Below are 11880 nucleotides of genomic sequence, written 5' to 3'. Positions count from 1 at the left end.
AGACCTGATGCCGAGCCGATTGTGGTGAAGTGGATGATCCTATGCTGTCGAGAAAAGCCTCTAGCGAGTTTCATGGCGGCCCGTACCCTAAACCGACTCAGGTGGTCAGGTAGAGAATACCGAGGCGTTCGGGTGAACTATGGTTAAGGAACTCGGCAAAATGCCCCCGTAACTTCGGGAGAAGGGGGGCCATCACTGGTGAGGGAACTTGCTTCCTGAGCTGGGGGTGGCCGCAGAGACCAGCGAGAAGCGACTGTTTACTAAAAACACAGGTCCGTGCGAAGCCGTAAGGCGATGTATACGGACTGACGCCTGCCCGGTGCTGGAACGTTAAGGGGACCGGTTAGTCAGGATTCGTCCTGGCGAAGCTGAGAACTTAAGCGCCAGTAAACGGCGGTGGTAACTATAACCATCCTAAGGTAGCGAAATTCCTTGTCGGGTAAGTTCCGACCTGCACGAATGGCGTAACGACTTCTCGACTGTCTCAACCATAGGCCCGGTGAAATTGCACTACGAGTAAAGATGCTCGTTTCGCGCAGCAGGACGGAAAGACCCCGGGACCTTTACTACAGTTTGATATTGGTGTTCGGTTCGGCTTGTGTAGGATAGGTGGGAGACTGTGAACTCTGGACGCCAGTTCAGGGGGAGTCGTCGTTGAAATACCACTCTGGTCGTGCTGGATGTCTAACCTGGGTCCGTGATCCGGATCAGGGACAGTGTCTGATGGGTAGTTTAACTGGGGCGGTTGCCTCCTAAAGAGTAACGGAGGCGCCCAAAGGTTCCCTCAGCCTGGTTGGCAATCAGGTGTTGAGTGTAAGTGCACAAGGGAGCTTGACTGTGAGACCGACGGGTCGAGCAGGGACGAAAGTCGGGACTAGTGATCCGGCGGTGGCTTGTGGAAGCGCCGTCGCTCAACGGATAAAAGGTACCCCGGGGATAACAGGCTGATCTTCCCCAAGAGTCCATATCGACGGGATGGTTTGGCACCTCGATGTCGGCTCGTCGCATCCTGGGGCTGGAGTCGGTCCCAAGGGTTGGGCTGTTCGCCCATTAAAGCGGTACGCGAGCTGGGTTTAGAACGTCGTGAGACAGTTCGGTCCCTATCCGCTGCGCGCGTAGGAATATTGAGAAGGGCTGTCCCTAGTACGAGAGGACCGGGACGGACGAACCTCTGGTGTGCCAGTTGTTCTGCCAAGGGCATGGCTGGTTGGCTACGTTCGGGAGGGATAACCGCTGAAAGCATCTAAGCGGGAAGCCTGCTTCGAGATGAGTATTCCCACCCACTTGATGGGGTAAGGCTCCCAGTAGACGACTGGGTTGATAGGCCGGATCTGGAAGCACGGTAACGTGTGGAGGTGACCGGTACTAATAGGCCGAGGGCTTGTCCATAGAGGCTCGCGTCCACTGTGTTAGTTCTGAGGCAACGACCGTTGCCGGTTTCTTGAGCAGAACAGACAAAAGAAAAGTGTGCTTGTTCGCTCGAAACCATTAGGGTTTCGGTGGTTATAGCGTGAGGGAAACGCCCGGTTACATTCCGAACCCGGAAGCTAAGCCTTACAGCGCCGATGGTACTGCAGGGGGGACCCTGTGGGAGAGTAGGACGCCGCCGAACAATCTTTGGGAAGGACCCCTGGTCACCAGCGTTCAGCTGGGACCGGGGGTCCTTTCGTTTTTACAATGCTTGCAGTACCGAAGACAGGAGTCACCGATGTCCACCAACTCTCCCGACGACCGACCGGAGCGCGAACCGCGGCGACGGGACAGTGGTGACCGCGGCGACCGGGGTGATCGAGGCGGTTACCGAGGCGGCGACCGTGGCGGGGTCCGTCGCGACAACGACCGTGGTGGCCAGGGGCGTCGTGACGATCGCCGAAGTGACGACCGGGGTGGCGACCGGGGCGGCGACCGCGGTGGCTTCCGCCGCGATGACCGTCGTGACGACCGCCGTGGCGATGACCGCGGCAGCTTCCGGCGGGACGACAACCGTGGCGGTGGCTACGGCCGGCGTGATGACCGTGGCGGCGACCGGCGTGAAGGCGATCGAGGTCCCCGTCCGCCGTTCCGCAGGGACGACCGTTCCGGCGGGCCGCGTCGTGACGACCGTGACCGTGGCTTCCGTCGCGAGGGTGATCGTCCGTCCTTCCGTCGTGACGACCGTGGGGAGCGTCGCGACGACGAGCGAGGCGGTTTCGGCCGGCGTGATGACCGTCGTGGCGATGACCGCGGTGGCTTCCGGCGGGACGACAACCGTGGTGGCGGCTACGGCCGTCGCGACGACCGTGGCAGCGACCGACGTAGCGACGACCGTCGTGATGGTGACCGCGGCGGCTTTCGGCGTGACGACCGGGACCGTGGGTTCCGTGGCGATGACCGGGACCGTGGCTTCCGGCGTGACGACCGCCGTGACGACCGTCGGAGTGACGACCGCGGTGGCGACCGACGCGATTTCCGGCGCGATGACCGTCGTGACGACCGGCGTGATGACCGTCGTGGCGATGACCGCGGTGGGTTCCGGCGCGATGACCGTCGTGACGATCGTCGCGATGACCGGCGTGATGACCGTCGTGGCGATGACCGTGGTGGGTTCCGGCGCGATGACCGTCGTGACGATCGTCGCGATGACCGGCGTGATGACCGTCGCGGCGATGACCGTGGCGGCTTCCGGCGGGATGACAGCCGAGGCGACCGTGGTGGGTTCCGTGGGCGTGACGACCGTGGTGGTCGTGGGCCCCGTCGGGACGACCGCGGTGGGCGTCCCGGTGGGTTCCGTGGGCGCGACGACCGGCGGGATGACCGTCGTGACGACCGGCGTGGCGGTGGCCGGTTCCGTGATGAGCGGGATCGGGACCGTGAGCCGATCAAGCGGCTGCCCATCCCGGAGGACGTCACGGGTGACGAGATCGACAAGGACGTACGGCAGGAGCTGCAGAGCCTGCCGAAGACGCTCGCGGAGGACGTCGCCAAGAACCTGGTGATGGTCGCGCGGCTCATCGACGAGGACCCCGAGGGCGCGTACGGCTACTCCAAGGTGGCCCTTCGGCTGGCGTCGCGTGTCGCGGCCGTACGAGAGGCGGCCGGGTTCGCGGCGTACGCGAACCAGAAGTACGCCGAGGCGCTTGCCGAGTTCCGGGCGGCGCGGCGGATGACGGGTGGCGTGGAGCTGTGGCCGCTGATGGCCGACTGTGAGCGTGGGCTCGGGCGGCCGGAGAAGGCGCTGGACATGGCCGGGGCGGCCGAGTCGCACAAGCTGGACAAGGCCGGGCAGGTCGAGATGCGGCTCGTCGCGGCCGGCGCTCGGCGTGACATGGGGCAGCTGGACGCGGCCATCGTGACGCTGCAGAGCCCCGAGCTGGCCTCCAACGCCGTGCAGCCGTGGACCGCGCGGCTGCGGTACGCCTACGCGGACGCGCTGCTGGCCGCCGGGCGGCAGGGTGAGGCGCGTGAGTGGTTCGCCAAGGCCGTCGAGGCGGACAAGGACGGCAGCACGGATGCCTCCGACCGGCTCGCCGAGTTGGACGGTGTCGAGTTCGTCGATGCCTTCGACGAGAGCGAAGGCGAGAGCGACGGCAGTCGCGAGGAGCAGGCCCAGGCCGATCCCGAAGAGGGCGGCAAGGAGTGAGCTGCGTGTGATGTGAAGGGCGGGATCCCGGGCTGGGGTCCCGCCCTTTTTGCGTTACCCGTCCAGGGTGCGCAGCACCAGGCCCGACGCCGGCTTCGGGCCGAACGACGTCGACTTGCGGGGCATCGTGACGCCCTGGCGGGCGAGGTCGCGTACGACGTCCTCGCGGACCGGGTGCATCAGGACGGCCGTACCGCCGTCCCGTTCCGCCTTTTTGACGGTGGCGGCGGTGTCGTGGATGTAGGCGATGCGGGTGGGGTCGTCCTCGGGGATGTGCCAGACGTGCGCGAGGAGTGCGGAGTGCAGGACGGTGGCGTCCAGGGTGCGCCAGGCTGCGGGGCGGTCGGTGGGGACCGTGCGGTCGAGGAGGGCCGGGTCCGGGTCGTCGACGAGGTGGAAGGCGCCGTCTCCGGCGAGGAGATAGGCGTTGCCCGTGCGCGCCGCGTCGGCCAGCGCCTCCAGCGCCTCGGCAAGCGGGACTTCGAGGCGGCGTACGCGGAAGTGCCCGTCGAGGGCGGCCAGGGCGTCCGGCACCGGAAGGTCGTGCAGGAGGCGGTGGATGGCGCGGACGCGGAGGGGGTAGCGGGCCGTGTCGACCAGGAGGACGAGGCCGTAGTCCCAGGGGCTGGGTGAGCCGTGCTCCGCGCGTAGACGTCGATATGTCGCCCAGCGGTGATGGCCGTCGGCGATGAGGGCCTGGCGGAGCGTCAGGTCGGACTGGACGCGGGCCAGGTCGGCCGGGTCGGTGATCGACCACAGGCGGTGGTTGAACCCGTCCTCCGTGGTGGTCGCGAAGAGCGGCGGGCGTTCGACCGTGCGCTCGATGACGGCGGTCGTGTCGGTCGCCGTGCCGTTGCCGCGGTAGGTCAGCAGCAGCGGCTCGAGGTTCGCGGAGGTGGCGCGCATCAGAGCCGCTCTGTCGGCGACAACGTGCGGCATGACGTCCTCGTGCGGCAGGACGAGGCCCTCGGAGGGCTCCGTCACGCGCAGGGCGCCGATGACGCCGCGCTGCAGCATGCCCTCGCCGTCACGTTGTTCGTAGACGTACAGGCCGGGCTCCGGGTCGGCGGTCAGTACGCCTTCGGACAGCCAGCGGCGCAGGGTCGTCGCGGCCTGGTTGTTGCGGGCGTCCGCGGTGTCTGCCTGAGGGAGGATCAGCCGCACGATGTTGTACGGGTCCGCGTCCTGGAGGTGGTGCAGGCCGTCGGGGCGGACGACGACGTCGTACGGAGGCGATGTCACGGCGGCCAGGCTGCCGACCCGGTCGGGGTCGTAGCGAAGCCCTCGGAACGGGGTGAGTTCGAGGCCTCGGCGCGCCGTTGCTTCCTGGTGACCTGCTGTGTTCATCCCGGCATCGTACGGGTGTCGGTGGCATGGGGGATGATCGGAGGAAAGCCGTCGAACGAGGAGCGATGTGGAATGAGCCAGAGCGTCAGGAGGAGGCCCGAGGGCAGTGACCAGGCCCTGAGCGAGGCGTACGACACGGCGCTGCTCGACCTCGACGGTGTGGTGTACGCCGGGGGCAACGCGATCGTGCATGCCGTGGAGTCGCTGGCCACGGCGCGTGCGGGCGGGATGCATCTCGCGTACGTCACGAACAACGCCCTGCGGACTCCGGACGTCGTGGCCGCGCATCTGACCGCGCTGGGGATACCCACGGGGGCGGACGACGTGATCACCTCGGCGCAGGCGGTCGCGCGGCTGATCAGCGAGCAGGTGCCGGCGGGCGCCCGGGTGCTGGTGATCGGTGGCGAGGGGCTGCGGGTGGCGCTGCGCGAGCGTGGGCTGGAGCCGGTGGAGTCGGCCGACGACGATCCGGCGGCCGTCGTGCAGGGGTACGGCGGGCCGGAGCTGGCGTGGGGGCGGTTCGCGGAGGCGTGCTACGCCATCGCGCGCGGGGTGCCGTGGTTCGCGTCCAACACCGACCTGACGATTCCGAGCGCGCGCGGGATCGCGCCGGGCAACGGCGCGGCGGTGGAGGTCGTGCGCATTGCCACCGGCGCCGAGCCACAGGTGGCGGGCAAGCCGTTGCCCCCCATGCACCGGGAGACGATCCTGCGTACCGGCGCCGAGCGGCCGCTGGTCGTCGGGGACCGCCTGGACACGGACATCGAGGGCGCGTTCAACGGGGACGTCGACTCGCTGCTCGTACTGACCGGGGTGACCGATGGCGCGCAGCTGCTTGCCGCGCCGCCGCAGCACCGGCCGACTTATGTCGACGCCGATCTGCGCGGGATGCTCACCGGCCAGCCGGAGGTCGCCGAGGACGGAGAAGGCTTCCGGTGCGGGGGCTGGACGGCGACCGCCAGGGCGGACCGGTTGGAACTCGGCGGTGACGGTGAGGCCTTGGACGGGCTGCGGGCGCTGTGTGCGGCGGCCTGGACCGCGGCCGGGGACGGCTCGTGCGCGCTGGACGCGGGCAAGGAGCTGGCGCGGCTGGGGTTGTGACCTCGTAGGGAAGCGCTGTGGCCGGGGGTGTTGGCGCCGTGGGGAGGAATTGTGGCCGGGGTTGTGACGCCGTACGGCGGCATCGTGACCTTGTACGGCGGGATCGTGGCTGAATGGGAGGGTAGGCTAACCTAACTGGGTGTTGGTCGAGAGTCCTCCTGAACAGCGCGCGGAGTCCCAGTCCGCGCCACCAACCCGACGGGCGATACGTGCCGTTGGGCTGCTCGTCTCTGTCCTGATTCTGGTGGTCGTCGCTCTGGCGAGCATTGCGATCGGGGCGAAACAGCTGTCCCTGGGGGAGGTCTGGCACGGTCTGTTCGAGAGTTCCGGGACCTACGGCGACGTCGTGGTCGACGACCGGATCTCGCGCACCGTCCTCGGACTGCTGGCCGGAGCGGCGCTCGGTCTCGCCGGGGCGGTGCTGCAGGCGCTCACCCGCAATCCGCTCGCCGATCCCGGGCTGCTCGGCATCAACGCGGGCGCGTCCGCCGCGGTCGTCACCGCCATCACGTTCTTCGGTGTCACCAGCCTCAGTGGCTACGTCTGGTTCGCCTTCCTCGGTGCGGCAGCGGTCGGGGCGATGGTGTGGTTCCTCGGCGGCAGCCGGGGTGCCACACCGGTGCGGCTCGCGCTCGCCGGTACGGCGATCAGCGCCGCGCTCTACGGCTATCTCCAGGCCGTGATGATCATGGACAACGCGGCGCTCAACAAGATGCGCTTCTGGACGGTCGGTTCGCTGACCTCGGCGACGGACTCGACCATCAAGCAGGTGCTGCCGTTCCTCGTCGTCGGAGTGGTCCTCGCGCTCGCCCTCGCCCGGCCGCTCAACGCCATGGAGATGGGCGACGACACCGCCAAGGCTCTCGGCGCCAACCTGAACCGGACCCGGGTGCTGTCGATGCTCGCCGCGACCGTGCTGTGCGGCGCCGCGACCGCGGCCTGCGGGCCGATCGTGTTCGTCGGCCTGATGGTGCCGCATGTCGTGCGGTCCTTCACCGGCCCTGACCTGCGCTGGATCCTGCCGTATGCGGCCGTCCTGTCGCCCGTGCTGCTGCTCGGCGCCGATGTGCTCGGCCGGACCGTCACCCGGCCCGCCGAGCTCCAGGTCGGTATCGTCACCGCGATCCTCGGCGGACCGGTCTTCATCTTTCTCGTACGACGGCGGAGGACGGCCCAGCTGTGAGGACCGCAGTGAAGAGCGAAGCCAAGACCGCGGCGCCGGCGGCGACCACGCGCGCCTCCCGTGCCGTGCGGACGCCGGGCGGGATCTCCCTCCGGCTGGACGTCCGGGCGCTGACCGCCATCGTCCTGCTGCTGCTCGCCGCGCTCGCCGCCAGCGTCCTGCTGATCGGCACCGGCGACTTCCCGATCTCGGCGGGCGACGTGCTCAAGACGCTGGTCGGCAACGGCAACGCCGGGCAGGAGTTCATCGTCAACGAGCTGCGGCTGCCGAGGGTCCTGGTCGGGCTCCTGGTCGGTGCCGCGCTCGGACTCGGCGGGGCGCTGTTCCAGGCGCTGTCCCGCAACCCGCTGGGCAGCCCGGACATCCTCGGCCTCGGGCAGGGGGCCACGGCCGGGGCGCTCGTGGTGATTGTGCTGTTCTCCGGGGACTCCGCCCAAGTCACCGTCGGTGCGCTCGTGGGCGGACTCGCGACCGGGCTCGCCATCTACCTGCTCGCCTGGAAGCGGGGCGTGCACGGCTACCGACTGGTCCTGGTCGGTATCGGCATGTCCGCGATCATGACGGCGGTCAACGGCTATCTGCTGACCAAGGCCGACCTCGTCGACGCGGCCCGCGCGGTCGTGTGGATGACCGGCTCCCTCAGCGGCCGTGACTGGGCCCAGGTCTGGCCGCTGCTCGCGCTGTGCGTCGTCCTCGTACCGCTCGTCCTCGCCAACGCGCGCGGGCTGCGGATGATGGAGATGGGCGACGACGTCTCATACGCCCTCGGAGTGCGTGTCGAACGCGTACGGCTGCTGCTGATGCTGGGCGCCGTGCTGCTCACCGCGGCCGCCACCGCCGCCGCGGGCCCCGTCAGCTTCGTGGCGCTGACCGCGCCGCAGCTCGCCCGGCGCCTGACCCGCTCGCCCGGGCCGAACCTGCTGCCCTCGCTGTGCATGGGCGCCGCCCTCCTCGTCACCGCCGACTGGCTCTCCCAGCGGGTCTTCGGCGCTGACCAGATGCCCGTGGGCGTGGTCACGGGCGTGCTCGGCGGCGTATACCTGCTCTGGCTGCTGGTCACCGAGCGCAAGGCGGGCCGGATATGAGGCCCGGCCACAACCGCAACGAGAGCCTCAGCCACGAGAGCCTCAGCCACGAGAGCCTGAGCAACGACAGCCTCAGCAGCGGGTCGAGCAACGGGCTGAACAACCGAAGGAGCACTGTGAACCGCCTGTCCGCCGACAACGTCACCCTCGCCTACGACCAGCGGGTCATCGCCGAGCAGTTGTCGGTGGAGATACCCGACAACTCCTTCACCGTGATCGTCGGCCCGAACGCGTGCGGCAAGTCCACGCTGCTGCGGGCGCTGTCGCGGATGCTCAAGCCCAGCCGGGGCCGGGTCCTGTTGGACGGGCAGGTCATCCAGTCGATGCCGGCGAAGAAGGTCGCGCGCACCCTGGGGCTGCTGCCGCAGTCGTCGATCGCACCGGACGGGATCACCGTCGCCGACCTGGTGGGCCGCGGCCGGTACCCGCACCAGGGGATCCTGCGCCAGTGGTCGACCGAGGACGAGCGGGTCGTACAGGAGTCGATGGAGCAGACCGGGGTCGCCGAGCTCGCGGATCGCTATGTCGACGAACTGTCCGGCGGTCAGCGCCAGCGCGTGTGGATCGCGATGGCGCTCGCCCAGCAGACACCGCTGCTGCTGCTCGACGAGCCGACGACCTACCTGGACATCCAGCACCAGATCGATGTCCTCGACCTGTGCGCCCAACTGCACGAGGAGCAGGGGCGGACGCTGGTCGCCGTGCTGCACGACCTGAACCACGCCGCCCGGTACGCCACGCACCTCATCGCCCTGCGCGGCGGGGAGATCATCGCCGAGGGCGCGCCGAACGACATCGTGACGGCCGAGCTGGTCGAGGACGTCTTCGGGCTGCGGTGCCAGGTCATCGACGACCCCGAGACGGGGACGCCGCTCGTGGTTCCGGCGGCGCGCCAGGCGCGGGTCGGGGACAAGGCCGACGTCACGAAGGCGGACGTCACGAAGGCGGATGTCACGAAGGTGGTCGCCGCAGAAGCCTCCTGAGGCGACCCGGAGAAGCCTCCTGAGGCGACCCGGAGAAGCTTCCTGAGGTGACTTACAGAAGCTTCCTGAGGACCAGCAGGTCGCGCAGGCCCGCGTGCAGCTTCACCCGGCCCGAACCCCACGCCTTGGCGAAGTTCAGGTCGCCGTCGACCATGGAGACCAGGTCGTCGCCGGTCATGCTCAGTCTGATCTGGGCCTTCTCGCGGGGCGGGCCCTGGAGCGTGTCGTGCACCTGGATGCGGCCGCCCGCCATGCGGCCGACGAAGGTGACGTCCAGGTCGGTGATGTGGCAGCTCACCGAGCGGTCCAGGGCAGCGGCCGAGCGGACGTCCCCTTCGGCGCGTTGCATGTTGTCCGAGAGCTTTTCGAGTGCGGCGCGGCACTCCTCAGTCGTGGCCATCGCGATCGACGGTACCGCAGCGGTTCGCGGTAGCGTCTGGGCATGAGCGACACAGTTCCGCAGCCGGAGGTCCCGGAGGAGACCGAGGCCGAGGCCGGGCAGGCGACCGACCCCGGGCTCGCGGTCGAATCCGAGTACGATCCCGCCGCCCCAGCCCCGCTGAACGTCCCGCGCACCCCCACCGGCCATGCCGACGTCGACGCGCAGCTGGAGCGGCTCGGCGATGCCGACCACCTCGCCGCGGACGGGCACCTGGAGGTGTACGAGGATGTACACCGGGGGCTGCGCGACGCGCTCACCGCGCTCGACGCCCGCCCGGGACCTCCGGCGCCCCCGCCCGCCCGTCACCCGAGCACCACCCCTCAACGAGGCCCTTCGGGCCACACCTTCTAGTCCGTACGGGAACAGGAGCTGAACCGAAAGTGGCAGGAGTCGCACGCCGCCGTCTTGACGCGGAGCTGGTCCGCCGAAAGCTTGCGCGCTCGCGCGAGCACGCAAGCCAGCTGATCGCCGCCGGGCGGGTCACCGTCGGCAAGACCGTCGCGACCAAGCCGGCCACACAGGTGGAGACCGCGGCGGCGATCGTCGTCGTGGCCGACGGCAGCGATCCCGAGTACGTGTCCCGGGGAGGGCACAAGCTCGCGGGCGCCTTGGAGGTCTTCGTACCCCAGGGCCTGGCGGTCGAAGGGCGGCGGGCGCTCGATGCGGGGGCGTCCACCGGCGGGTTCACCGATGTGCTGCTGCGGGCCGGGGCCGCCCATGTGGTCGCCGTCGATGTCGGATACGGACAACTCGCCTGGACTCTCCAAAGCGATGAACGCGTGACCGTCAAAGACCGTACGAACGTACGCGAGTTGACGCTCGAAGCGATCGATGGGGAACCAGTGGATCTTGTCGTGGGGGACCTGTCCTTCATCCCGCTCGGACTGGTGCTGCCCGCCCTGGTGCGGTGCGTGAAGCCGGACGCCGATCTGGTGATGATGGTCAAGCCACAGTTCGAGGTGGGGAAGGAGCGGCTGGGCAGCGGCGGGGTCGTCCGCAGTCCCCAGCTGCGGGCCGAGGCCGTGCGCGGCGTGGCCGAGAAGGCGTGGGAACTCGGGCTCGGGGTGAAGGGGGTCACGGCGAGTCCGTTGCCCGGACCCTCGGGGAATGTCGAGTACTTTCTGTGGCTGCGTACCGGGGCGCCCGCTCTGGAACCGGCCGACGTTGACCGTGCAGTTGCGGAGGGGCCGCGTTGACACAGAACCGAGCTCGTACTGTTTTTCTGCTCGCCCACACGGGGCGGCCCGCGGCCATTCGCAGTGCCGAACTGGTCGTCAAGGGGCTGCTGCGGGAGGGCATCGGGGTGCGCGTCCTGGAGTACGAGGCCGCCGACCTGCCGCTGCCGGACGAGGTGGAGCTCGTCAAGGAGGCGACCGCGCAGTGCCTCGACGGGTGCGAGCTGCTGATAGTGCTGGGCGGCGACGGGACGCTGCTGCGGGGCGCCGAGTTCGCCCGCGCGTCCGGGGTGCCGATGCTGGGTGTGAACCTCGGGCGGGTCGGGTTCCTCGCGGAGGCCGAGCGCGATGATCTCGACAAGGTTGTCGACCGGGTCGTGACCAAGGCGTACGAGGTCGAGGAGCGCATGACCGTCGACGTCGTCGTGCATCAGAACGGCGACATCGTGCACACCGACTGGGCGCTGAACGAGGCGGCCGTGCAGAAGGCCGGCGCCGAGAAGCTGCTCGAGGTCGTACTGGAGATCGACGGGCGGCCGGTGACGGGGTTCGGGTGCGACGGGATCGTGCTGTCCACGCCGACCGGGTCCACGGCGTATGCCTTCTCGGCGGGTGGGCCTGTGGTGTGGCCCGAGGTCGAGGCGCTGCTGATGGTGCCGATCTCGGCGCACGCGCTGTTTGCGAAGCCGTTGGTGACGTCGCCGGATTCCGTGCTGGCGGTGGAGGTCCTGCCGCACATCCCGCCGGGGGTGTTGTGGTGTGACGGGCGGCGGACGGTGGAACTGCCGCCGGGGGCGCGGGTCGAGGTGCGGCGGGGGGCTGTGCCGGTGCGGTTGGCTCGGCTGCATCATGCGTCGTTCACTGACCGGCTTGTGGCGAAGTTTGCGCTGCCGGTTTCCGGGTGGCGCGGGGCGCCGCATTAGCCCATTCGCCGTGGTGTGACGG

At 68.9% G+C, this 11880-nt stretch carries 10 protein-coding genes and 2 rRNA genes (1 of these 12 cut by a window edge); 10 read left to right on the top strand and 2 right to left on the bottom strand.

Annotated elements, in window-relative coordinates:
- The 3 genes from AB5J55_RS09020 to AB5J55_RS09010 form a co-directional block, all read left to right on the top strand.
- A 23S ribosomal RNA gene (locus tag AB5J55_RS09020) occupies positions 1-1389 on the top strand; it begins 1733 nt to the left of the window's first position.
- A gap of 106 nt (positions 1390-1495) precedes the next feature.
- Positions 1496-1612 (top strand): 5S ribosomal RNA (gene rrf / locus AB5J55_RS09015).
- 1254 nt (positions 1613-2866) lie between these two features.
- The gene (locus AB5J55_RS09010; RefSeq protein ID WP_369276137.1) at positions 2867-3619 is read left to right on the top strand and encodes a hypothetical protein; all 753 of its coding nucleotides are present in this window, start codon (positions 2867-2869) and stop codon (positions 3617-3619) included.
- A gap of 54 nt (positions 3620-3673) precedes the next feature.
- Here AB5J55_RS09010 and AB5J55_RS09005 read toward each other — a convergent pair whose 3' ends face one another.
- Positions 3674-4966: a DUF1015 domain-containing protein gene (locus AB5J55_RS09005; protein ID WP_369270143.1), complete on the bottom strand. Its 1293-nt coding sequence runs from the start codon at positions 4964-4966 to the stop codon at positions 3674-3676.
- Positions 4967-5038: 72 nt separating this feature from the next.
- Here AB5J55_RS09005 and AB5J55_RS09000 point away from each other — a divergent pair, with 72 nt between their 5' ends.
- The 4 genes from AB5J55_RS09000 (at position 5039) to AB5J55_RS08985 (ending at position 9318) form a co-directional block, all read left to right on the top strand.
- Positions 5039-6067: an HAD hydrolase-like protein gene (locus AB5J55_RS09000; protein WP_369270142.1), complete on the top strand. Its 1029-nt coding sequence runs from the start codon at positions 5039-5041 to the stop codon at positions 6065-6067.
- Between the two features lie 139 nt (positions 6068-6206).
- Entirely contained in the window at positions 6207-7250 is a 1044-nt protein-coding gene (locus AB5J55_RS08995; protein WP_369270141.1) for a FecCD family ABC transporter permease, read from the top strand.
- Between the two features lie 8 nt (positions 7251-7258).
- The gene (locus AB5J55_RS08990) at positions 7259-8335 is read left to right on the top strand and encodes a FecCD family ABC transporter permease (RefSeq protein ID WP_369276136.1); all 1077 of its coding nucleotides are present in this window, start codon (positions 7259-7261) and stop codon (positions 8333-8335) included.
- Between the two features lie 116 nt (positions 8336-8451).
- Positions 8452-9318 carry an ABC transporter ATP-binding protein gene (locus AB5J55_RS08985; protein ID WP_369270140.1) on the top strand — a complete coding sequence of 289 codons (867 nt, stop codon included), beginning with the start codon at positions 8452-8454 and terminating at the stop codon, positions 9316-9318.
- A gap of 52 nt (positions 9319-9370) precedes the next feature.
- On the opposite strand, the gene AB5J55_RS08980 is transcribed toward AB5J55_RS08985, so the two are convergent.
- Positions 9371-9718 carry an SCP2 sterol-binding domain-containing protein gene (locus tag AB5J55_RS08980; RefSeq protein ID WP_369270139.1) on the bottom strand — a complete coding sequence of 116 codons (348 nt, stop codon included), beginning with the start codon at positions 9716-9718 and terminating at the stop codon, positions 9371-9373.
- Between the two features lie 42 nt (positions 9719-9760).
- On the opposite strand from AB5J55_RS08980, the gene AB5J55_RS08975 reads away from it, so the two are divergent.
- From AB5J55_RS08975 to AB5J55_RS08965, 3 genes are read left to right on the top strand one after another with little or no spacing between them, the layout of a single operon-like run.
- Positions 9761-10111 carry a hypothetical protein gene (locus AB5J55_RS08975; protein WP_369270138.1) on the top strand — a complete coding sequence of 117 codons (351 nt, stop codon included), beginning with the start codon at positions 9761-9763 and terminating at the stop codon, positions 10109-10111.
- Between the two features lie 29 nt (positions 10112-10140).
- Complete coding sequence (locus tag AB5J55_RS08970; protein ID WP_369270137.1) at positions 10141-10956, top strand: TlyA family RNA methyltransferase; 816 nt, start codon at positions 10141-10143, stop codon at positions 10954-10956.
- Positions 10953-11858 carry an NAD kinase gene (locus AB5J55_RS08965; RefSeq protein WP_328428696.1) on the top strand — a complete coding sequence of 302 codons (906 nt, stop codon included), beginning with the start codon at positions 10953-10955 and terminating at the stop codon, positions 11856-11858. Before AB5J55_RS08970 ends, AB5J55_RS08965 begins: the two co-directional genes overlap by 4 nt.
- Positions 11859-11880 lie beyond the last annotated feature (22 nt).

The organism is Streptomyces sp. R11, from assembly GCF_041051905.1.
GTDB lineage: Bacteria > Actinomycetota > Actinomycetes > Streptomycetales > Streptomycetaceae > Streptomyces.
The sequence above is the reverse complement of the archived record's forward strand: the minus strand, read 5'-3'. Positions and strand labels throughout refer to the sequence as shown.

Coding starts and splice junctions, on each gene's coding strand:
- AB5J55_RS09000 (WP_369270142.1), top strand. CDS start 5,039: ATGAGCCAGAGCGTCAGGAGGAGGCCCGAGGGCAGTGACCAGGCCCTG.
- AB5J55_RS09005 (WP_369270143.1), bottom strand. CDS start 4,966: ATGAACACAGCAGGTCACCAGGAAGCAACGGCGCGCCGAGGCCTCGAA.
- AB5J55_RS08975 (WP_369270138.1), top strand. CDS start 9,761: ATGAGCGACACAGTTCCGCAGCCGGAGGTCCCGGAGGAGACCGAGGCC.
- AB5J55_RS08980 (WP_369270139.1), bottom strand. CDS start 9,718: ATGGCCACGACTGAGGAGTGCCGCGCCGCACTCGAAAAGCTCTCGGAC.